Origin of the sequence: Pseudalkalibacillus hwajinpoensis, assembly GCF_015234585.1 — a bacterium.
Lineage (GTDB): Bacteria > Bacillota > Bacilli > Bacillales > Guptibacillaceae > Guptibacillus > Guptibacillus hwajinpoensis_B.
The window spans coordinates 448,052-471,449 of sequence record NZ_JADFCM010000008.1 but is presented as its reverse complement, the minus strand read 5'-3'; the positions used below and the strand labels follow the sequence as shown (position 1 = coordinate 471,449).

General features: G+C 36.8%; 18 protein-coding genes and 1 pseudogene. 3 read left to right on the top strand and 16 right to left on the bottom strand.

What is annotated here, in order from left to right:
- Positions 1-60: 60 nt before the first annotated feature.
- The 7 genes and pseudogenes from IQ283_RS24300 to IQ283_RS14070 form a co-directional block, all read right to left on the bottom strand.
- Positions 61-171 carry a topoisomerase DNA-binding C4 zinc finger domain-containing protein gene (locus IQ283_RS24300; protein WP_276511850.1) on the bottom strand — a complete coding sequence of 37 codons (111 nt, stop codon included), beginning with the start codon at positions 169-171 and terminating at the stop codon, positions 61-63.
- 294 nt (positions 172-465) lie between these two features.
- Positions 466-863: pseudogene (locus IQ283_RS14095) on the bottom strand (nuclease-related domain-containing protein); the annotation flags it as partial.
- Positions 864-1,016: 153 nt separating this feature from the next.
- Positions 1,017-1,829, bottom strand: a complete 813-nt coding sequence (locus IQ283_RS14090) for a hypothetical protein (RefSeq protein ID WP_194220771.1) — start codon at positions 1,827-1,829, stop codon at positions 1,017-1,019.
- A gap of 107 nt (positions 1,830-1,936) precedes the next feature.
- Positions 1,937-2,971: a 5-methylcytosine-specific restriction endonuclease system specificity protein McrC gene (gene mcrC / locus IQ283_RS14085; RefSeq protein WP_194220770.1), complete on the bottom strand. Its 1,035-nt coding sequence runs from the start codon at positions 2,969-2,971 to the stop codon at positions 1,937-1,939.
- A complete protein-coding gene (locus tag IQ283_RS14080) occupies positions 2,946-5,387 on the bottom strand; it encodes an AAA family ATPase (RefSeq protein WP_194220769.1) in 2,442 nt (813 codons plus the stop codon). Before IQ283_RS14080 ends, mcrC begins: the two co-directional genes overlap by 26 nt.
- A 92-nt stretch (positions 5,388-5,479) precedes the next feature.
- A complete protein-coding gene (locus tag IQ283_RS14075) occupies positions 5,480-7,906 on the bottom strand; it encodes a DEAD/DEAH box helicase family protein (protein WP_194220768.1) in 2,427 nt (808 codons plus the stop codon).
- The gene (locus IQ283_RS14070; protein WP_194220767.1) at positions 7,899-8,225 is read right to left on the bottom strand and encodes a nucleoside triphosphate pyrophosphohydrolase; all 327 of its coding nucleotides are present in this window, start codon (positions 8,223-8,225) and stop codon (positions 7,899-7,901) included. Before IQ283_RS14070 ends, IQ283_RS14075 begins: the two co-directional genes overlap by 8 nt.
- 78 nt (positions 8,226-8,303) lie before the next feature.
- On the opposite strand from IQ283_RS14070, the gene mutT reads away from it, so the two are divergent.
- Positions 8,304-8,696, top strand: coding sequence for an 8-oxo-dGTP diphosphatase MutT (gene mutT / locus IQ283_RS14065; protein ID WP_194222233.1), 393 nt, complete (start codon positions 8,304-8,306; stop codon positions 8,694-8,696).
- Here the strand turns inward: mutT and IQ283_RS14060 are convergent.
- The 3 genes from IQ283_RS14060 to IQ283_RS14050 form a co-directional block, all read right to left on the bottom strand.
- The gene (locus IQ283_RS14060; RefSeq protein ID WP_408962599.1) at positions 8,685-11,855 is read right to left on the bottom strand and encodes a DUF3427 domain-containing protein; all 3,171 of its coding nucleotides are present in this window, start codon (positions 11,853-11,855) and stop codon (positions 8,685-8,687) included. The genes mutT and IQ283_RS14060 overlap by 12 nt on opposite strands.
- A 104-nt stretch (positions 11,856-11,959) precedes the next feature.
- Positions 11,960-12,304, bottom strand: coding sequence for a hypothetical protein (locus IQ283_RS14055; RefSeq protein WP_206759468.1), 345 nt, complete (start codon positions 12,302-12,304; stop codon positions 11,960-11,962).
- 292 nt (positions 12,305-12,596) lie between these two features.
- Positions 12,597-13,325, bottom strand: a complete 729-nt coding sequence (locus IQ283_RS14050) for an excalibur calcium-binding domain-containing protein (RefSeq protein ID WP_194220764.1) — start codon at positions 13,323-13,325, stop codon at positions 12,597-12,599.
- Positions 13,326-14,072: 747 nt separating this feature from the next.
- Between IQ283_RS14050 and IQ283_RS14045 the strand changes: the two genes are divergently transcribed.
- Together IQ283_RS14045 and IQ283_RS14040 are read left to right on the top strand one after the other, a co-directional pair.
- The gene (locus IQ283_RS14045; RefSeq protein WP_194220763.1) at positions 14,073-14,276 is read left to right on the top strand and encodes a hypothetical protein; all 204 of its coding nucleotides are present in this window, start codon (positions 14,073-14,075) and stop codon (positions 14,274-14,276) included.
- Positions 14,254-15,102, top strand: coding sequence for an LPO_1073/Vpar_1526 family protein (locus IQ283_RS14040; protein WP_194220762.1), 849 nt, complete (start codon positions 14,254-14,256; stop codon positions 15,100-15,102). The genes IQ283_RS14045 and IQ283_RS14040 overlap by 23 nt, the downstream gene beginning before the upstream one ends.
- Before the next feature lie 230 nt (positions 15,103-15,332).
- Here IQ283_RS14040 and IQ283_RS14035 read toward each other — a convergent pair whose 3' ends face one another.
- The 6 genes from IQ283_RS14035 to IQ283_RS14010 all read right to left on the bottom strand — a co-directional run bounded on the left by IQ283_RS14035 (position 15,333) and on the right by IQ283_RS14010 (position 23,392).
- Positions 15,333-15,977, bottom strand: a complete 645-nt coding sequence (locus tag IQ283_RS14035) for a hypothetical protein (RefSeq protein WP_194220761.1) — start codon at positions 15,975-15,977, stop codon at positions 15,333-15,335.
- Between the two features lie 202 nt (positions 15,978-16,179).
- Complete coding sequence (locus tag IQ283_RS14030) at positions 16,180-16,740, bottom strand: recombinase family protein (protein WP_194220760.1); 561 nt, start codon at positions 16,738-16,740, stop codon at positions 16,180-16,182.
- 179 nt (positions 16,741-16,919) lie between these two features.
- Positions 16,920-19,553: a DEAD/DEAH box helicase gene (locus IQ283_RS14025; protein WP_194220759.1), complete on the bottom strand. Its 2,634-nt coding sequence runs from the start codon at positions 19,551-19,553 to the stop codon at positions 16,920-16,922.
- Positions 19,498-20,769, bottom strand: a complete 1,272-nt coding sequence (locus IQ283_RS14020) for a hypothetical protein (protein ID WP_194220758.1) — start codon at positions 20,767-20,769, stop codon at positions 19,498-19,500. Before IQ283_RS14020 ends, IQ283_RS14025 begins: the two co-directional genes overlap by 56 nt.
- Positions 20,769-21,440 (bottom strand): OmpA/MotB family protein, encoded by a 672-nt coding sequence (locus IQ283_RS14015; RefSeq protein WP_194220757.1) that lies wholly within the window; start codon positions 21,438-21,440, stop codon positions 20,769-20,771. Before IQ283_RS14015 ends, IQ283_RS14020 begins: the two co-directional genes overlap by 1 nt.
- Complete coding sequence (locus IQ283_RS14010; RefSeq protein WP_194220756.1) at positions 21,440-23,392, bottom strand: MotA/TolQ/ExbB proton channel family protein; 1,953 nt, start codon at positions 23,390-23,392, stop codon at positions 21,440-21,442. The genes IQ283_RS14015 and IQ283_RS14010 overlap by 1 nt, the downstream gene beginning before the upstream one ends.
- Positions 23,393-23,398: the final 6 nt, after the last annotated feature.

The window sequence follows — 23,398 nt, the reverse complement described above, 5'->3', positions numbered from 1 at the left end:
AGCGTCATTTAACATAGCCAAAGATAAAGTATATAAAATCCACTTCTCACGATTCATCCCTCACGCAACAAACCGACACTTCGGAAAACTAGAACACCCAAGAAACTCGCCCATCTTCCCCGTCCGCTGCACCAACTGCCCGCCACACTTCGGGCAAATATTCGCATTCACCTTCGTCTGGTTAATCTCTTTCTGCCTACGGATCCCATCAATGTGCGCCTGCTGCACTTCCTTGATATTTTCCTTATCCCGCTTTTCAAGCACCTTCAGCTTCACACGTATTTCCTGTTGTGAAAACAAAGGAAGAACATCACCAGGATACTGATCAACAATCCGTTTCAAATCCTCTGGATGAATCACATCACTATTTTGGAAAGGTCCCTTAAGCTTCAGCTCAGAACGGTTTGTAAAAATCACGACAGAGTAATAAGGAATTTCAGAATACTTCTCTCCCAAAAAAGTTTTAAGCGACTCAATATGTCCGTAATTTTGATGAAGAGGATTTTGAAACCTCTGCTTATGCTGATATATCGTTTGCGTCCAGTAACGCGCCTTCTCACTTCCAAAAATCCAGCCTTCATAGTTCTTTGTTTCAATCACAAAGATCCCTTATCCGTCACCATTACATGATCAATCTGACTTGTCGTGCCGTCACCCTTTGGTATGTATAAATCATGAATTGCGGAAATCTGATAGCTTTCAATTTCGGTCAACTTCTCAATATACCGACGAACGAGATTCTCCCCCGCCTGTCCCTTAGAGACCCTATGTTTGCTTTTAAAAAGTGCTTTGATAAAAAGATAGGGAAGAAATACGAAAAATAATAGAAAGAATATCAAGAATTGAAGAAATAAAAATAACATAATGTTTGCTCCTATCTACCGATTAATAACCTACATTTATTTCCATCGGCTTGGATAGGTGCAAAGTTTAGGGGTAAGAGGATGACTTATTGATTATTTTAACTAATTGGTATGGTAGCGTTAGTAAAAATCTTCATTATCTCTTCAATAATATTAGGGTTGCCTGTTATGCTTACGTTCATCATCCAATAGACTTAATAATTCTTGTACTCTAGTGATTTTATTCAAAAACTCGTTGAAGTCTTGATAAACATATTCTTGTGAGTGGGCTGTGTTATTACGCAGTTCTTCGATTCCATCAAAAAATTTATTTAACTTAGTTTTGGAATTAAAATTCAATAACTTTCTTAACTCTGGAGAATGTTTTATAATCCGACCTTTGTCAGATAACTGCAAGCAATCAATTAACCCAATTCCTTCGTTTCTTTCTTTCCTTATATTGTATAGGTCAATAGCTTTTTGAAGTCTTTCATCAGTTAAATGATCTTTCCATCTTTCATCTTGATACTCTTGATTTATTAAGTCTAGTAAAAACATTTCAAGTAATGATATTAACCCAAACACCAACATCCGTATAGGTTGTTTTTGCAAATCTGATTTTGTTATAATTTTTTTTACTCTGTTCATTTCAAGCACAAATATTGGATTAGTATTTTTCATAATTTTTAATAAATCAATTAGAGAAGTGGATTCTGAAATCAGATCACTTAGGTCGAAATTGTGAACGAATTGAGAAATATATCCCTCTCTTAATTCATCTTTTTTTATATACCCAATTACAATGCCCTCTTTTTCAACACCAATAAAATCAAAATCAAGTTCCACCATCTTCTTCTTAACATCTTCAGCTTTATCCTGATATAAACATGTATATATTTCTTCTGAAATTAAAGGTGCTAAAAGATTTTCTGAGTAGATCTTTTGTAAATTATCAAGACTTTTTTTAACATGAAGTATCTGACCCATTTACCTTCTCCCCTTTAGAGTTATTCACAACATTGATAGTTTATAAGAGTTAATGCACCCTGACATATATTTCACCTTAACAATCTTATTTATAATGTAATATCAATTTATTGAGTTACTATATTTATTAATCGCTCGTGAATCTTCCTCCACCCCATATTCAAATCGACCGTACAAACCTGAACTCGGTGCCCCTGAATTTGATAATTCAAATCTAAGGTATGATTCACCTCTGGATATAAAAGCATACCCATTGTTGGAAGCGGACTTTGCTGGTTATTTAAATAAGCATAAAGCTGATAAAGATTACCGCTATGAACCTTTTGAGAACCATAATTAGAAGTCAGCGTATGTTGGTAGTATTTCGTATCAATTATGATTTTTCTCTCATTATCTTTCAACGTAATATCCGTTTGCATTCGTGGAAGATACTTATCATTATTTCCTTCAGCCTGCCAATAGATTGTTTCACGACTAACTTGATAAAAGGGTAATTCATTTCGGTAAAAGTTTCTAACGAAATTCTCAAATAACATCGCCATTTCCCTTGGATCACGATAGAAATCTGCAAATTGACTCGTTTGACCCTCTTCAATTAATAGACTTGATTCCATAAGAAATTGACAAATATCAAGAACAAACCGATAATGCCGGTTGCTTCGATGTAGCTTAATATTCTTAAAAAGATCACGGTTCAGCTTAATAGGCGTCACTTCATGAAAATAACTCGTTAATTTGCTTACTTTTTTGCGTAAATCATCGTCCAACTCTTTCATCTTTACTAATTGCAGAAGTGTTGCTTTAATCAATTGATTATGAAGAATATCATGGCTCATTTCTTCATAAAGAATATGCATCTTACCGCGTTTGAACGAAGTTGTTGCGATTGATTCGCTGAATAGTACTTTTCCTCTTAAAGTCGATGCTTCCTCTTCAAGCTCTACATATTCTCTATAAAAACCTCTTTTAATAAGGGAGCGTAACTTACCAATCAGTATTCTAGTAAGAAGGTTAGGTAAATCTTTATCATCGTCTCCAGCAACAGTTGCCTCCCCTATTTCACTCAAATGGTCCCAAGAATAGCAGAGCATGTAGTACAAGTTCTTTATTGGGATTTTACTTGATTCGGCCAAGGAGCTCATTCACTTTCTCCTCCTCATCGAACCAATATTCTCTAAGAAGTGGAGCAACTTCCAAACGTATGATACGGTCATACCACTTCTGTTCATCTTCCACTTTTTCACCTGTTGGACAGAAGTAACTATGGCCGATCTCATAGCCTTTCCCGAGGTTTGCTTCGTCTCTTACAATTTCCTCGTTCACATCATTCATAGCTGTTACAATTTTATCCACAAATCCCTGGCTAACCCCCTTTTTTCTCAAGTGATTCTGGAAAGCACCTGTTTCAAACCCAGTCTCTACGTCTACAAATGAAAAGCGTCTTCTTAATGCATAATCCACAAGTGCCAATGAGCGATCAGCTGTATTCATCGTTCCAATAAGATAAATGTTCTTAGGAATATAAAAAGATTCTTCTCCATCACTATACGCAAGCTTTACAGAAAACTTTTTTCCACGTTTATCTGACTCAATTAACATCATGAGTTCTCCAAAAATCTTAGACAAATTGCCTCGATTGATCTCATCTATCACCATATAGAAGTTTTCTTCAGGAGACTCAATCGCTTTCTGACAAAAAGAATAGAAAATACCATCCTTTAACGTAAAGCGACCTTCTCGATCTGGCTTATAGCCACGAATGAATTCTTCATATGAATATGATTGATGGAACTGAAGCATTTCTATTTTACTCTCATCCTTCTTTCCCATATGAAGATAAGCGAGACGCTTTGCCACAAAGGTCTTTCCAACGCCTGGAGGACCTTGAAGTATAATATTTTGTTTATAATCCAGCGTTTCAAGTATATCTTGTACTTTATCTCCATCCATAAAAACTTCCGCCAATATGTTTTCTGACGTGTAAGCAGCTGCTTCCTTTACCAAAGAACCAGTATCTTTTGCTTCTGGATAGGTCACTCGTTTATCCCCTATCACTGTAAGAACTTTTTCAGCACCTTCAAGAGGAAAATCAGTGAGCGTTTTTGTCGGGAATTTTACGTCTTTTAGCTCCCACTCTCCAGTAGAAAGCCATTCGACCTTTCGAATTGAGGCATGCTTCTCTCGACTCTCATCAAACTGATAATCCGATAAAATTTTGCCATAGCCGACTAGTTTTGAATTGCCTTTCTTAATAAACACGTAGTCTCCGATCTCCATTTCATAAGTAAATTGATAGTTTGCAAGTGCATCGTTGTTAGGATTATGACCGAGACCTTTTACCTCACGAAGTTTTTCTGCAATTTCTCGTTTGCTGCTATATTGCTTTAAATCACCAAGTTCACTCCAACCAATTGAAATTTGCTCATTTCTTAGGAAGTCTTCCCACATAAAACTCTGTTCTCCTGCACCAAGAACCCAGTATTGTGGACCTTCTTCCACATCATTTTCTTCATTACTAGCAAACTGTTCATAGAGGTAACTGAAAAATTGATCAATTTCATAATAAATAGGTAAATCTGTCTGTTTACCAACGATCTCCAAGTATTTCTCTTTCACTCGATTATCCTGCAGACTTTTCTGGAACTTCATAAACTTTCCTGCAAACGTATCCCCTCGCGTATAGTCTGGTTGTAATTCTAAAATATTTTCAACCGCTACTTTATCTCGTTGATTATAGAAACAGTATTCTTCTGGAAAAAGATTACCAACAAGCTCACTTAGCACACTAGCTCCGAACCCGAAAAGATTGTATGAATCATTAGTTAAAAACTGATTCATTCGATATTCAATTGAATCCTGTCCATAGATCAGATAATAAAAACTAGCTCTGTACTTATTAATCGATGCATTCATATAGCCAAGAGCACGCTTTCGAGCTAATGCCATTCGAAAGGCATTCACATGATCCCCAAGTTCCTGAATATCTTTCCATTCTAGAGCATCAATATGCTCCCGTTTTTTAAATCTTTCATAAAAATTATAGCTTTCCCATAAATAGTCATGATCCTGAAACCACTGTTTTGCTTCATTTTTAAACACGTACAAAAACCGATCAATTTTAGGTAACTCCATGTATGTAGTTAATCGTTCTGGTTCTTCCCATAATTCCAGCAAGCTTTCAAATTCATTATCCTTTAATCGATAGTTTGTATGCTGACGCATCCGAAAAATTTGCATGTTCATCGTTTGAGGTAAATCTCTTAATTGTACACGTGGTAACATTCTTTCTTCTTGATAAAGACGGAATTCTTCTATTTTCACTTTAACCTTAACGTCATCATCATATTCAAATGGATCAGATACAATTTCACCGAAAGCAATAACTCCTCCCGATTCTCGTTCTTCACCGTCCGAGCGCCAAATGAACACTTTATCAGCAGGCTTTATTTCATCAACAAAATTCTTTTGACGAATACTCCATTCTACGATTTTGTTTGCCCTTATGTATGTATCGACATCGAAATGCTTTGGGTTTCCTTGAAAGACCCAGTTTGGCATGCTTTTCATCTCCCTATAAGTTTTCAATTCACTTCCATAGTTTAACAAATGCTATTAAGCTATCGGGTACTATATACTAAAAAGACGAGATATCATCTCGCCTTCCTCTCAAAATGCTCATGCAACCGATACTCACAAATCTCTTTCGTCCAATTATAAAGCAACTCGTTCTCTTCCTTATTATCCAATTCCAAATCAAATGAAAAAGTTTCATCATTAAATACAACCAATCCCTTAGAACTCCCACTCCACTTCGTCATAGGCATTCTCGCAATTAATCTAGCAACCTTCCCCTCATCATATTCCCACAAGGCTCGAGACCCTTTATCCGAGAAATCGATTTTCCTTCGATACTCTTTTTCAGTCAAATACTTATGAAAATATGGAGCGACTTCTTTTGGAGTGACAGATGCTAACCAATTCTCCATTCCCTTACTTAACATATATTGAAGAACGATCATCTTGTAGCTTTTTGCCATTCCGGTTCGTTCTACTTCCTTAACCCAGTTTTCATAATCTCTGTATACTTTTTCCTCAAAAGGAGCTAACTCACCTGCCCATTGCAGAAATCCTGGATAAGAGCCGAATTCCTGTCGATACTCTCGACTATTTTCTCTGCCATACAAATGAAGTTCTAAATAACTTGGACGTCTACCAAGCTCTAGCTTCAAATCTTGATACCCATCAAAAAGCTTCTCTTTCCTTGGCTGCCTCTTCTTATTCAATTCCTTAAGTAGATTGACCACTTTTAGATCAAGATTTAATTCACAGTTTGAAGGTACAACTGGTTCAATTGTTTTCTTCTTACCTGATTGTTCTGGCGAAGTATCAAACAATGAAAGCTTAATATCCGCATTTCGATAGTTTCCGATCAAATCGATGATATTGCAGTATTCTTTTCCATTATGTAGCCTAAGACCTCTCCCAACCTGTTGCGTGAATATCGTTAAAGATTCAGTTGGTCTTGCGAATAAAAGTGTATCAACCGGAGGAATATCTACCCCCTCATTAAATAGGTCGACAGTAAAGATAATATCGACATCACCATTTGTTAATGCATCAATCGCATCTTTTCTCGAGTAGTTCTGTGACTTTGAATGCAAGCTTATCGCTTTGTAACCTTTGTCATTAAAATACTCTGCTAGAAAATTCGCTTGTACAATCGATGAGCAAAATCCAAGTGAACGTGACTGCTTGTGTTCTACCCATGCACGAAGGATTTTGTCCGCTACTTTATCTTTTAACTGTGCTGCTAGTAGCTCTTCTTGATCGTACTTATTCCCAAGCCAAGTAACTTTTGAATAATCCGTTTCATCATAAACACCAAAATACCGAAATGGCGTTAACCAATCGTTCTGAATAGCCTCAATAAAATGCATTTGATACGCCACATTACCGCCGCATATCCCATAAACATCTTTACTATCCATTCGATCAGGTGTAGCAGTAATCCCTAGTAAGAACTCTGGTGTGAAATAATCGATAATTCCTTGATACGAGTTGGCAGCAGCATGATGAAACTCATCTACAACAATTAAGTCAAATTCATCTGGGATAAATTGCTTTAGATTCTTTTTCTGACCAATTGTAAAAACAGAAGCAAACAGCATGTCAGCCTTATCTTTCACTCGTCCATTGTAAATTCCAGTAGAGCGATCAGGAAGGACATGCTGAAATGAGTTCTTAGCCTGATACAAAATTTCCTCTCGGTGCGCAACAAAAAGGACTCGTTTAAAAGAACGTGCAAAAAATCCAGCCAGATAGGTTTTCCCAATTCCAGTCGGTAGGACAACCATCGCCCTGGTGTAACCTTCTTCCAAGGTTGCTTCGAGAGCTTCCAAAGCTTCAAGTTGAGCTGGTCTTGGCTCAAGAACACTTTCAAATTCAATTCCGTACGGCAATCTACTTTCGTGAATTGTATTAGTTTGATCTGGAGTACCAACCGTCATTTCCACTTCTTCTAACTTGCTCCACTTTTGCAGGAGATCTGGGTACTTTTCATGATACTTCTCATAACGCTCTTTATATAATTGAATGGATTCTTCATTCAATGGAATAGTATTGTCGTGATAAAACGTATGTAAAAATAAATCTTCCGCTTCCTGGTATGTTGATGGTGAGCTGCTTTCAGGTAAGAACAGGTTCCATTCCACACCACTCGTTAGAGCCGATCGTGATAGATTAGACGAACCAACTAGGAAAGAACCCGTCTCCGACTCACTTCCGAACAAGTATGCTTTTGGATGAAAGGATCGGCCGTTGCTTTGAAATAAGCGAAGCTCAATGCCTTCCAGTTCCAGCAGTCTTTCAAGGGCCACCGGTTGCGTGACGAACAAATAATCACCTACACAGAGCTTTACCGTCTTTCCACTCGCTAACGCTGATTTCAAATGATGATAAAGAAGCTCCACCCCTGACTTCATTACAAATGAAGTCAGGATATAAATTGAATCGGCTGACTCGATTTCTGGTACTAAATGATCAATAAGTCTTTCAGTAACAAGTTGTATCTTACTCATCTTCTACATCAATCAGAAAAATCTTTTCTTCAAATCCGCCACGCTTCTCTTTCTTCTCTTTTCGCACCTGTTCAAGTTCTTCATAGGAAGAATGATGTACCGTCGTAAGCGCATGAATTAACTCAAGAATATCTGCTAGTTCCTCAATGGAATGACTATCTCCATCTGCTTCAAGGTACTCTTGAAGCTCTTCTTTTAATTTTGATTGTAGTTCTTCCTTATATTCGAAGTCACTTAACGTTGTGATATTAAAGTCTTTTCCAGTCGCTTTGATGATCTCCGGGATACGGTCTCTGATTAGCTTGTTGTAAGTTGGCATTGTCATCCACCTTTCGCAATTTGATATAATTCAATGATAATATAGATAGAGTAATTATGATTAAGGAGTTGCTAACAAATCATGAAAAAAGTAAAAGTCGTCGGTGCGGTAATTCGCAACCAACAAGATGAATTCCTTTGTGCTCTTCGCTCTCCCACGATGTCTCTACCAAATTTATGGGAGTTTCCAGGGGGGAAGATTGAGGAAGGGGAAACACCTGAACAAACGTTAATACGCGAAATTGAGGAAGAACTAGACTGCGAAATTTCGGTTCAAGAAAAAGTAGAAGAAGTTGTTCATGAATACCCTAACGTCATTGTTAATCTACTTACATATGAATCAACTATTATTAACGGTGAACCCAAAGCAAAAGAACACGCTAAGTTGGAGTGGGTTTCAAAGAATGATTTGCGTTCTCTTGAATGGGCTCCCGCTGATATTCCAACAATCGATAAGCTTTTATCGAATTAAATCTATAAACAGATCCTCTGGCACGGGATGATGAAGCCTCCACTTAATGCTCATCGGCTTATCTCCATGACTTGAAACATAGTCGATCTCACCTAAGTAGGTAAAAGGCAAAGATATCCCGTGCATTTTATTAAACTTCCTTACAAACAAGTGGATGTGAATATTTTTTTCCTTATGATGAACATAAGCTTGTCCAACAGATGAACTGTGGGACGTTTGGTTCTGACTTTGCCAATGGAAGTGACGCTGATCGATAAAATAATCCTTATAGTGAAGGTGATCCGATACGGCTTCATCTTTGTTTAAGTTTATGAAAAGCAAATAGTGGTTTCCAACTCGACTTACACCTTCACGCCAAGTTCCTTCCTGGACTCCTGCTTGAAACAAAAAGATCAAATCATTACGCGAATAGTTTTGATAAGGAATGACACGCTCGCCTTCTCCCAGAAAACGATCTGGTTTAAACGTACGACGAAACTCGACAATCCCATATTCTAACCGTTCCATGAATTTTTCACGAACAATCTTAATTGATAAGGCTTCAGATAAGCATTTATCCATCCTAAAGCCATCATTTTCAATAATCCCAATCACATGTTTATGCTTTTTATATCCTTGAGTTAGCTTCACCATTGCATCGTTAATTAAGCTACGATGTTTTTCTTCATCCGGTAGAATACCGAAACAACGCTGGATAATACGAAAAACGTCTGACTGATGAACAACAGGAACCTCATTTGCAGCCTCCAAAATGGCTAACTCATACGGCCACTTTATTGGATACATATTCTCCATTCGCTCAAACAGCTCATTTACCTGTTCATTTTCTAAAATAACTTCATCTACTGTAGAAAGATCCTTCATTTTTTTCTTCGTTTTCACCCAAGACCCCAACCTCTTTACAAGGAAATGCAAGTTCGGGGCACTCTCAGAATAAAGAAAGTCAATTAGCTCTGGGGATCTTCCAAGTTCTCGCTTAAACTGCTCATAAAGACTTGTTAGGATCACAAGCAAATCCATTCGAATACTATCGATCTTTTCTAAAATACGCTTTTGAGAAATTTGGTCAAGGTCAACATATGACGCGCCAGGTAGATCAGCAAACTCATGCTGAACAGCAATACGAAGTGAATCCTTATCAAACGCACGTGAATTGGTCTCACCAGCAAGCGCCAAAGGAACGATAAACGACTTTTGATAGTTTCCAATAAAGTCGAGTATAGTGACAAACTCTTTCCCTTCGACCTTTCGTAAACCTCTTCCAAGCTGCTGAATAAAAACTGTGGATGATTCAGTTGGTCTTAGAAATAAGATCAGGTTGAGTCGAGGAATATCTATTCCTTCGTTAAAAATATTTACTGAGAAAATCATTTGCAGCGGATCTTCGGTATCTTCAAGCTGCTGAACAACCAGTCTTCTATATTCAGGAGAATCATTTCCTGTGAGCACCTTCGTTACATAGCCTAAACGGTTAAACGATTCGCTCATAAACATCGCATGCTCAATCGTTGCACAAAAGCCTAACCCAATAAGCTGCTCCCCATCAAACCCATAACGCTTGATCATCTCATGGACATAATCGACACGCTCATTTGTCTTTAGCGCTTTTACAAGTTGGCGTTCATCTAATAATCCATTTCGCAACCCTATTTCATTGTAATCCACCGTATCATCCGCTAACCCAAAGTAATGAAAAGGTGCCAGTAATTCCGCTTCAAGAGCATCGCGTAATCGTATTTCATACACTACATTGTAATCACAAAGTGCAAGCACATCCCGACCATCCATTCGTTCAGGTGTTGCTGTTAACCCTAGCAAAAAGGTTGGTTCAAAATAGTGAAGGATCTTCAAATAGGTTGGTGCCTCAGCATGATGAAATTCATCAACAATAATGTAATCAAATTCATTCGGATGAAACTGATGTAGCACCTGTTTAGAATGAAGTGACTGAACCGTACTAAATAAAAACGGTTTATGTATGTCTTTTTCTTTTCCAGTTAACTTCCCACATAAATGATTGTTGTTAAATACCTTTTTAAACGTTTCCTTCGCATTGTCGAGTAACTCTTCCCGATGCGCGAGAAAAAGCATGCGCTTAGGTTTCAATTCAAAAACATCAAAAGCAGATAGATACGTTTTCCCTGTTCCAGTTGCCGCAATCACAACTCCCTTTCCATTGCCGTTTTCACGCGTTTGCTTTAGAGCTTGTAAAGCTTTCTTCTGCATTTCATTTGGTTCAATATCAGGGTCGGGTGAGTAATAGACGTTACTTTCTGCCACTTGTGAAATTAGGAACGACGGCCGAATGACAGGCTTCGTTTCCTTTTCATCTAAATGCTGCTCATACCGTTCAAGCAATTCTTCTGTTAATATGTGTGATCTCTCATCATCCCATGCCTTCTGAAACTTTTCCATTGCCTGTTTATAGATTGGTAAATAACTAGAGTCCGGAACCTTCACATTCCATTCATGCCCATTAATTAAGGCAGCATGAGATAAATTCGAAGAACCAATGATTCCCGTATGTAATCCTGAAGCACGTTCAAACAAGTAGGCCTTTGTATGAAATGACTCTTTTCCCGAATCAAAGATGCGGACTTCCACATTCGAAAACTCAAGCAGTTTACGCAATGCCTTTGCTTCTGTAACGTTCATATAAAGTGATGTTAGAATCCTCACCTTAATACCACGTTGATGCAACTCCGTTAACGGTCGAATAAGCAGTTGCAACCCAGACATTCGAATGAAGCTCACCATAAAGGACACCGAATCAGCTGTTAGCATCTCAAACTTCAATGATTTAAATAAGTTCTTCATCTTCTGCTTTTCGTTTGAGATCAGTTCTATTGAAGATAAGTGCTGGTTTTCTAGCTCAGGGATCTCTTGGTTGTCATATCGATAAAGAATGTTTGATAATGGTAGAGTAAAATCACCACTCTCATACCCAACAAGTTGCAATACTTGGTGAGTAAAGGTAATTGCCTCATCTAAGTTTCCCTCTTCTAGTAACCTCTCGAATTTTTGTCCGATTGCGAGTGCACTTTTATGAATTAGGGATTCTGAGTATTCGATTGGTAGTAATGGTGAATGTTTTTGGTTTATTGGATATTTCTTATTGGCAAGTTTGATTTCTTCAAATAACCCTAAATTAATTGTCAAAAGAACCATTCCTTAGCTTTTATTTCCTAAGTTACATACTTTGGAATATTAATATTATTCGCTCGCTTCAATATCTAAAAAACCCATTACTTTTTTTACAATATTTATTTAAAATTATTTTCATATAGGTAATATGTGCGGGACAAAAGGGCAAATTCCTTATCATTAATAAAACTGCAATGTGCAATCTTATTTCTAATTGGATTAAGTTGCATTAAGTCTCTAATATAACTTTCTCCAAATGACTCTTTTAGTATTGGTACCATTTTCAATAAACTTACTAATTCATGAAAATGCATATTTTCTAATGACTTATTTGATAATTTATTCTTATATTGTGAACTAAGGATGATTGATGAATTAGCTCCATATAAATTTTCTAATAAAGTTTTCGCTTGTTTCCTCGTTTTATACTCAATTTCAAATAAGTACCCATAACTAGATTTCATTCTTTCCAAGTCTCCAATGTTCAAATTTATCAACCTTTCATGTTGACAATAATCATTACCATCCACATAATTTCATTTAAGTTAGATCATTAGTTAATTGGAAGGAAATAAGCATGAATATTCGAGAATTCCAAATATAAAAAAGGAGCTTGGAGGCAAAGTCTTGCGCCAATTAAAGCTCCTTTTGTATGCTTAGTATGTGAAATTATTACCTAGTGAAACTGAAACGTTATAAGATTTCACGACTTACATTCTAATGTAATTCTTTAGTATTGATGAAGGTTTCTTTAAGTTATTCACACGCTACTCCATCACCATCTCTATCTAAATGAGAACCATAACCAGGATCGCCTGTATATAAAGGCGCAGCACCAGCATTTCTAGCAGCAGTACAGTTTTTATAGTAAGCATTATTACTGCTACTAGAGGAGGTGTTAGATTCAGAGGTTGATGAACTTGAATTACTGGCCACTTCGATATTTTGTAAGTCTTCAATTTTTGTTTGTAGAGACGTTTTATCTTCCTTGAGTTGATTAATTGTGTCTGATTGATCATTGATTTCTGTATTGAGGTTTTCTATTTTCTTATTTAATTCTTCTTTTTCTTCATTAATTTTTTTGTCATTATTTTCTAATTCATTTAATTCGTTTGTTTTACTTTCTAACTCACTTTCTATTTCTTTTTTCTTGCTATTTAATTCTTCAATTTGGCTATTGGTTTCTTTATTGTTAACAGTTAATTCCTCGACTTTACTGTTTAATTTACTATTTTCTTCTTTTAATAAACCGATCTGTTTAGTTAATTCTTCATTTTTATCTTGTTCTGTTTGAAGTTGACCAGCAGCTGTATCATCTGAAAATCCTATCCCTACTATCATTAAAACAAGTCCTCCAATTAATAATGAATAAAACATTTTTTTTGAAAGTGTTCTTTCTTTGTTTTTCACCTTACTAATTAGATGGAACACAAGATAAATTATGGAAACTATCAATGCTAAAAAACCTAAAAGAAACAAAGCCATCAATCTTATTACCCCCCATACCTAAAATAGTTGTAAGATTATTTTACTATAAATACCTTAATTTAACTATAATATAAGTTTAATTGCCTATCGGTTAACAAAACTTTCACCGGGCGGAACTTGAACCCAAAAGGATGTGTGCACATGCCAGGCACAAAAAGCCTCTACATCAATCTGTAGAGACTATAAGGATGTTAATAATACGATATTTAATTATAATTGATAAGGTGATTACAAGATATTTATTACTAGTTACTAAATTACTTAGTTTTAGTCTATGTTAAAAAATTATGGTGATATTACTAACAAAAAGGCGTTCTTTTTGTCGAATTTAGCTTATCTAAATAAATGTTTCCGAAAAAGTATTTTAACGGGAAAATAGGTAATTTTCAAATTATCAAACATTATTAAAGTAGAGAACTTATTATGATAATCTACTATCAGAGCAGTTTATATTCTCGTAGAACTAAGATTATACACGAAGTTAATTTGTGAACTACTTCCTATTTTCGAAAGCATTCTAAGTATTGAGCAAATTATAAACAATTCTTTCATATGACAAAACAGCATATACAATCCCAAACTCTTATGTTGTTCATTTTATAAAATATAAATATATAATGATGCTAACTGGTTTAGTAAAACAAGAAGAGTTAAACTTTAAATATAAATCCCCAAGTAAATTTACATCCCTTTCTGAAGGGGATATGACTAATTCAAAAATCACAAAATTGAGGAGGTTACATTATGGATTCAGTAGAATGGATTTTTAGTGGTATCGGTGTTTTCATCCTTAGCTTATTAGTTACCAAACAAATCTCTAAATCAAAAAAAGTTAAACAGGTACAAAAGTCAGGAAAAAACTCAATTAATTATCAGGCAACTGGGAACATGACAATAAACTCAGAAAAAAAGGAGAGGAATCCTAGTGAAGCAAAAAAGTGGAGATAATAGTACCAATTATCAGGCTGAAACTATGAATATTGGTGTATCAGCAGACGAGGCCAGAAACATTGCAATAGACGTATTTAAGTCTAATTTCTTAGACTTATCACAACAAGCTGCTGATCTAGCTACTACCCGTGCAGAAAGACTAGTTAATGATTACTTAGAGAAGCTGTCCAAACAATATCCTGATGGAATCGAAAAAATGAAAAATCCTGATATGCAATATGCATTATTTGAGGCACAAAAGGAGTACGCACGGACTGGTAATGATAATTTAGAAGAAATGTTGGTTAATATACTTGTAGAAAGAACAAAAGAAAACGATATGACACTAAAGAAAATTGTTCTTGACGAATCTCTAAAAATATTACCCAAATTAACTCAGTTACAGATTGATATTTTATCATTATCATTTTTTTGTAAAAAAGTAGGATTTAATTATCAGCATAAAAACAGTCAATTTGCCAATGGGATTTTTAATATTTACCTTAAATTTATTAACCCCTTTTCACCATTTCACATACCATTTCAAGATTACAATTTGTTCGAACATTTAGTATACACAGGGGCAGCAAGACTGTCTATTGGAGAAATCTCTTTTGAAAAATTGTTAAAAAATAAATACCCAAATATCTTTTCTGATTTCGATGAAAAGGAAGTTTCACAAATGATAGATGAATTCCATCCTAATCTCAAGGAGATAAAAAACACGTGGAATAGCACCAATCTAAAACACATGGAAATCACATCTGTTGGATTGGCTATCGGTCATGCCAATCTTACAAAAAAATGCGGGATTGATACGAATTTAAGTATATGGATTAGTTAATCAGAAAGCAAAAGCAAAATCCTCCCATAATTACAGATAATAATGTTTGAAATGATAACCTATGGCTCAAGGAGTCCTTAACTCCTTCCCTTGAAGTAGAAAAAGTTAGTTTGAAACAAAAGTGAAAAATTGGAAATAATTAAAACGTATAAAATAAATAGGTTTAAAAAAGACCGTAGTCTCACTACCGACTCGGTCTTTTTTACATGCTACTATAATTAAAACGTGTTCTAGATCAAATATTGCGTAGGTGCCTTTTCTTCACATTCGCTTACCCATTCAGCAATGACATCCAGTGCATCTTGAACTTGACTGTGGTTCATGCCTTCGTTCTTAGCGTTAACCCATAGCCCATAAAAATAGTCATTAATTGTTCGAGGGAAATTAACTGAGTCATGTGTCATTACTTTATTAATTGCTGGATCAGCACTCTTATCCCCTTGCTCATCATATGCATTAAAAGAAACTTTCCATCCTTCTTCATTTCGTATGATAATATAGGAGTCTTTGTGTCCCCATCTATTTGTAAATATTCTAAAGTTAAAAGAATCGCCTATAGTAGCATCAACTGGATCATCGTTTGCGGTATTATCTTCAAGGTAATCCAATAAATCTTCTACAGGGTGAATGTGATAGTAAAATTCAGGATCTTCAGGTTCCATCCCACTATTTTCAATCATATAATCTCGATGCTTAGGCTTCGGCTCTAACTGCATATGTAAAGCGTGCGCTTTATCGCTCATTTCTTGGTATAATCTCTGTCTTTCACTTTCTTGCATATTTGTTCCTTCTGCAATATCTTTTTTAAGAAGAGATAGGTTTGTTTCAATGATTTCTTTTAATTCAATTTGTTCCTGATTTAGTTCAACTTTCATCTCATCGCCCCCTAATTAGTAAATAATAGTAATTGTACCACAAACTGATAATTACAACTAAACTTTTAATCTATTTATACTTCACTCTTCTAAAAATGCATCACCTTGATCACTACAAGAAACTAGTAAAATCTATTTTTCTTTAGATGCATAATATCTTTATAGTCTATTACCCTTTTATGTATATCTGTCAGTATTCTCATTAGCTACTTCTCTTTTCCAAATACCTATAAAATGTTGCTCTGCTAATCCCTGTAGCATCCAATATCTCCTGAATACTATACTCCTTACTATCATACATTCGAAAGGCCATATCTAACTTGGACTGGTCTTTTTTTGGTCGTCCTCCCTTTCGTCCTCGAGCTCTTGCTGCATCTAATCCTGACTTCGTTCTTTCTGAGATAATGTCTCGCTCAAATTGAGCAAGGCCACTGAAGATCGTAAATACGAGTTTCCCCATTGCGGTCGTCGTATCGATATTCTCATTAATAGAAACGAAGTTGATGCCCTTCTCTTGGAAACCGTTAATCAGGTCTACAAGATGTTTTGTGCTCCGACCAATTCGATCCAGTTTGTAAACGACAACTGTGTCCCCTTCTCTCAGATACTTCAGCATTTCCGTAAAAGCAGGACGGTCTTTCTTAGTCCCAGTGATCTTCTCTGAATAGATATTCTTCTCTTCGACTCCGTATTTCTCTAACGCATCGAATTGCATATGTAAGTTTTGATCTTTTGTACTGACTCGAGCGTATCCAAATAACATAATGGTCTCCCCTTTTCGATTAGTGGTACTTCTATATTATCAAAAAGGTTATTTGTAGTATATATTGAAACTTTGATTATGAGATGGTTTTTGATACTAGTTTTAGAGGAGTTTTGATTCGTTGGATGTGAGTTTCAGAGTTATTATCAAAAACGAACAATAACTATAAAGAGTTATAGTTATTGTTCTAGCTGTTTACTGTAGTTACTAATTATGGTGCTTGACACCATCTCCTGAACCCCCCTCATATCAAACGGAATAATCACATTCTCCGCCAACTCCCGCTTATTCTCCAACAGCTCATGCATTAACTCTTCCACCGTTCCATTAGGAAAGTTCTGAGCATCTCTTGTAATCAGCTGATAAACAGATACGTCCTTCTCCTGTCCAATCCGATAGGCTCGGTCAGTGGCCTGATTCTCAACAGCTGGATTCCACCATCTTGTGTAGTGGATCACGTGATTAGCACTTGTGATCGTGAGGCCAACACCCGCTGCTTTTGGAGAGAGTAGCATGATCCCAAACCCAAGACGACTATTAAACTCTTTTACGACTCCTTGCCGGTTGGCCGTGTTTCCATCAATAATCGGAACAGAAACTCCATACTTTTCCATGAAGAGACGTTTAAAGATGGAGTGAAGCTTACGAAACTCGGTGAAGATGAGAACTTTTTCATCTTTTTCTTTAATGCGATCAATAACGCTCATCACTTCCTTTACTTTTGGAACCTCGCTTGCTGGTAAGGTTTCATACTCGGGAATAATGACTCCAGGGTGACCGTACAATTGTCTTAGTCTCATGAGCATATTTAAGATCGCAATTTGTCCAGTCTCTTTCGTTTGAAGCATTGATTCTGAGATGGACTTCTGAATCTTTGAGGCTTCGACATAGATTGGATCCTTGATTTCTTTCTTTGGTAAGCGATCGCTAAAGATCCCTTCTTTCGTTCTTCTGAGATAGTAGGGCTGTATCGCTTTGAGTAGTCCTTCGTAATCTGCTGCTTCGATAAATTGTTGTTTGAATTCTTTTAAGGAATTTAATTCACCTGGTTGAACGAAATCCATAATCGCCCACAGTTCTTCCAAACTATTTTCAACAGGGGTTCCTGTCATGGCGAGTCGGAATTCTGACTTCATTGCTCTGAGTGCACGTGATCGCTGGCTACTGTGAGACTTTACGTTCTGCGCCTCATCGCAAATGATTGATTGAAAGTTAATCTTACCGAATAGCAGTTGATCGATTTTAAGTGTGTCATAGGTTGTGAAGATAAGATCATAGCTACTAATATGGGCGGATGATTTGCTTCTTCCTGAGCCTTTATGGATATAAAGACTGCTTAGTAGATCAGGAGCAAACTTTCGTATTTCCTCAATCCAGTTTTCCATTAGGGCAACAGGTAACACGAGTAGAGTTGGAGAAAGCTTTCCCTGATTTTTCTGATGTAGTAGAAAAGTGATTACCTGCATCGTTTTTCCTAATCCCATATCATCAGCTAATAAACCACCTCTGCTTCTCTCTTCAAGATGACAAAGCCATTGAAAACCTTCAACTTGATGATCAAATAAGTCAGCTTTCAGTGTTTGAGGTATCTGGTATTCTTGAACCTGTTCGGTGTCATTCGCTTCTAACCGATATTCAAGATCAGTTTCGTTGTCTTTAATATCTAAAGTGAAATTCTTTTTGAGAGATTGATCTTCCTCAACAACTTCCTCAAGCAAATTCTTGCGCATTTGCGGATCAAGATAAATCCACTTATTTTCGTGTTGAATGTACTGCTCGTTAGGATGCTGCTCCATTAGCGTTCTTAGAAAATCTTCATCATATGTCGCTGGCTGATCTGCTTCAGGATCAAACCATTGAATCCCGCTGTCTCCCTGTGAATAGGGGCGAACTTTTTCAATTGGAATAATTCCTCTTACTCGTTCAGAAAAGGCTTCAAGATCAAATTCATAATCGTGTTCAGGTAACACGGCAAGCGGGTTTTCAAAGAAAAGCGGTACCTCTTCCCCAGTAATGTGTCTCTTTTTTGAAAGTTGAATGATGTCACGGCTAATTTTCTCCGTTCGCACGAAACGATCTCGTTTGTTACTCGTTTTGTACGTTGTTACTGGAGAAGGCGAGCCAAGCACGGTCGTTTCGTCCGGAGTGCTTCCAACCGGTTGTAACTCGATATGATTCGGCGAATGGACTTTCATTTCAAGGTCATAAGAATCCACAACATGATAAGACTCGTTTTCTAGAAAATCCTCCTGATCGATGTGTGCTTCATTCGCAAGCTTCTGACAGACGCCTATCTTCTGGTAGCCTGTTTCATACTCTGCTTCGATAGCTTTTTGAAGCTCGTAAACTTTCCCAGGTAAAAGAAATAGCTGCTGATTAATCACGGCTATTGCTCCATTACGTCTTCCAATTCGATCAATCGTTTGAGCGTTTTCATTTTTTAACACAAGCTTAAGCTCTGCTAGTTCCGGAAGAGAATCTAACTTTAATTCTCCATTAACGTTCATTTCTTCAACAGGTAACTGGAGCTGCTCTAATAGCTCCACTCCAGTTTCTTCATCTAATAGTTGATAGTAGTCTTCATAACTTAATCTAGAGTCCGTTAATAATCCTGCATCGTAAAGCTCTTCCCAGCACACATATGCTTGAAATCCAGGTAGTTTATAGTAGTTTTCAATTTCTTCTTTTGAGAGAGGTAGGGATAGTTCTTGTGAATCTTTACCTGATACTAGTTCAATGCCTATATCAATTCCATCATTATGAGGTATGCGTTTCACCTGCATCGAGTGCTGCTTTTTCTTTCGAAAGAACATCCTTGTCCACCTCCCACTTCAACCTATATTTTAGCCAATAATCAAATTTATACTGCCAATCCCCACTATGAATCAACCACCCACCTTCAACTGTGAGGGATTTCTCCATAAGCTCATGTCTTTTCAGTTCTTTAGGTTGATGCCCTCTTGGATACGTTTTTTCCTTATCCGCTAAATACTTATCGACCTTTTTCTGAAAGTAGTTATTGAATGTACGATTGTTATAAACATAAACGGCCCCTGTTCCCAACACTTCCATAACGACTACGTCAGAGAAATACATTATTAATGTTCTTTTCTCATCAGTTACCACTACATCCTCTAACTTGAAAAGAAACTTCTCCCAGTACCGATATCGTTCATGACTTTTATCAACCTGTTCAAAGAAGTCTTTTACCTCAAGTCGAATAATCCATTGAGAGAAGCGCTTTTTTTCTTCTTCACCCACGTATTTCCACAGCATTGGTTTTCTACGATAAATCTTTAACTTTTCATAAATTAGCTTACCAAGATCCTCAACCCTATTGAGATTACATTTCTTAATTAAGCTATCAGCCATTTCTTGCTGTTCTAAATTAGTTGCATCAGAAAAATACTTTTTATATAGCACCCTCTCTTTAATGAAGAAATCCTCATCCGCTATCTTAAGCACATCAAGCAAAACATACTTAAATAGCGGCATATTCTCAGTTAAATAGTAAGTACTTAACTCCTCGATAAATCCATTATCACTCTTGTATCCTTCTTCAGCTAAATAAGATACCGGCTCATCTGCTTGAAGAAACCTTTCCCACTTGTCGGACTGCTCTGGTTCCATCCTTCTTTCAATCCGCTCCGAATGCGCCACTTGAGAACTTCGAACCAGTTCCCATAGAGCATCAACGTCACACGTTTGATAAAGCACATCCACCAACGTACGAAACATCCGTCTCTCTTCAGGTATGCTTGATTTGATAGCATGGAGCAAGAAGCTTTTTTGTTTTGCTTCTAGGTTCTGATCGTACAAGTATGGAACAAGATTCCTTTGTCGTTTACTTAACGATTTCATCCACGTTGATGACTTTTGAAAATAGGGAAGGCTTAGAAATTCTTGCTTCAAACCTTCCAACTTACTCTGATATTTTGCCCCTGACAAATCATCATTCATCTTGATCCGAAATTCTCGGTTATCCCTCGCCCAGTTGTTGAGGAGATGAAATTCATAGACATATTTCATTATTTATCAACCAGCTTTTCGATTTCTTTGATCGCCTCGTCATCCTTCAGTCGGAATAAGAACTCAACCCTTCTTGATCGATCAGGATCATACTTCCCTTTACTGTCGTTCAAAGGCTGACTAAAGCTTCGCCCATTTCCAGTTACAATAGACTGTGCAAGTTCTCTCTGTTTAAAATCTCCCATTTCATCGCTGTATACATACTCGAGTACTGAGAGCGCTCTGCTCTGAGATAGCTGCATGTTATACATATAGTCGCCTTTTTTATCCGTGTGACCTTCGATAATAATCGATGAGATATCGTCTTTAAATTGATCTTGTAGTAGTATCCCAAAATACTTCGGTACAAAATCTCTTAAGAATTTCTCGCCTTTTGGTGATAGATCAGCAGAGTTTGATTCATATAAAATGCTACCTGGAAAGCGAATCGCTCCAGTTTGCTGATCAATTTCTATTTCTAAATTTGATTCTTCGAAGGCGTCTGTCAGTGCTTCGATAATTTCGGTCTTCACACTCACAACTTCTTCGATTTGTTTTTCCTTTGCCTCTAACAATTCACGGTAATCCAGAATCACTAGAGTTAAGAGAAGGGCAAAGATCATGAGCATCGCACTCATCAAATCCGCATATGACATCCAGTAGTTGACTTCTTCTCGCTTGCGGTACTTCATTAGCTAGTCACTTTACGATTCGTTTGATTGATTTGTTCACTAAGATCTTCAAGTCCTTCTACTAACTCCTGTTGTAGGTCACTGTACTGATTAATCATATTGCTAACCGTATTGACTGCTTTCGTCATCGTTTCATCAAGATGGTGGAATGTTTTACTCAAACCATTATCGACATTTTCACTAAAGCCTTTTACAGATGTATCAAGGATATCGCGCGTATCTTTGAAACTACTTTCCGTTACACTCCAATGAGTTTGCAAGGAGCTAATTTGATCTTCCATCTTTTCCATGTACATTCTTGTATCTGCTAGTGCTGAAGTAATTGTCGTATTCGTATCTTTCCGTAAATCAATCATTTCAGGTAGAAGTTGCGACTGTATTTGCTGTGTTTCACTCAGTTTTGCACGAAGGTCATCTAGATTTGTCATAACACCTCTAAGTTCAGGAGCAAGTGGAACAAGCGTAGAGACGATTTCTCTTACATTTTGGAGAAGAGATTCCGATTCACTGATCGTTTTAATTTGGGTTGAAAGTGATTCATTGAACTTCTCGGTCATATCCCGATAAGTAGTCGACATTTTGGACGTGAAGGAAACTACTTCATTAAGAAGTTCATTGTGACGCCCTTCTATATTTTCGTTGAACGATTCAAAGCCAGCTGAAATGGTTTCATACTTTTCCGCAAGCTGCTGATTACTTCTCATCACATCCTGTTGAATTGGAAGCTGTTGCTCTGATAACTTTTGAACACTACTAATCGTATCTCCTAATTCATTCATAAATGAAGAAGTGTCTTTATAGCTACTACGCATTGATTCCAGTTCTTCGGTCATGCTATGAAATTGACTCAGCATCCGCTCTGTTTGTTGTGAGGTGCTTGCTTGCCTTTCCTCTGATTCAGCTATGTTATGTACCACTTTATTGATGGTCCCCATCATTTCCTGCTGCATCTGTTGTGTCTCACTTATGAGCGTACTGAACTGATTGATCGACTGCTCTGTTCCACCTGTAATTTGGTCTACTAGATGGTTAGTCATATCATTACTGTTTTGTTGTGTGTATTGGAACTGTGTTTCTAATAGTTTTGTTTGATTTTCTATACCAGACTGAAAACCACTAAATTGCTCTGAAAGATTATTAAATGCGTCTGTCACCTGTCCATTTGAAGATTGCATTTGATTCATTACAGGATGCATTACTTTTTCTAGCGCATCTGTTAAAAGTGTTTTCAGATGATCCGCCTGGTTACGTGAAATCTTCTCTAACCGGTTTAGGAAAAGTTCTTCATCATCTGTGTTGAGAAGGAAATCTAGCTTTTCCGCATGCCAGTCGATGTGACTTTCAAGACGACTACTAATTCCTTTATCATAAAACGTCCATAGAAGTGATAAGAGCACACCAAATACAGAGGTATAAAAAGCCACTTTCATCCCTGATAACAAGCCATCTATTCCTGTACGCAGTGCATCAGTATCTCCAACATTTAAATCAGCCAACCCAACAGATAAACCGATAAATGTTCCAAGGACTCCAAGACTAACGCTTGTTCCAGCCCCACTTTCTAAAATGGAACGGTAACCGAGATGATGCATGAGGACATCAAAACTAAAGAACGGTTCTACCCGGATTCTTTCATCCTCGCCTTTTTGTGAGGAACGCCTAAAATAACGATCCCATTGTTGTTTATACTTCGATTTAGGTAAAATCGTAAATGCGTCCTGTAGTTCCTGATCAACGTTTGATGCTTTCTCTCGATCTATAGTGGATGGGTTAATGCCTTCGAGCTTTGGTTTTAAACGTCGCATAATCCTTATTTCTTTCGCTATCTTTATTGCAGTAAAAGCAATCATCCCTAGGAAAAGGATAAACTGGAATGCGAGATAGTATCCCGTGAATCCTTCCACACCTAAATTTTGAATAAATTTAAAAAAGCTCTCAAAAACCTGATACAAATTAAC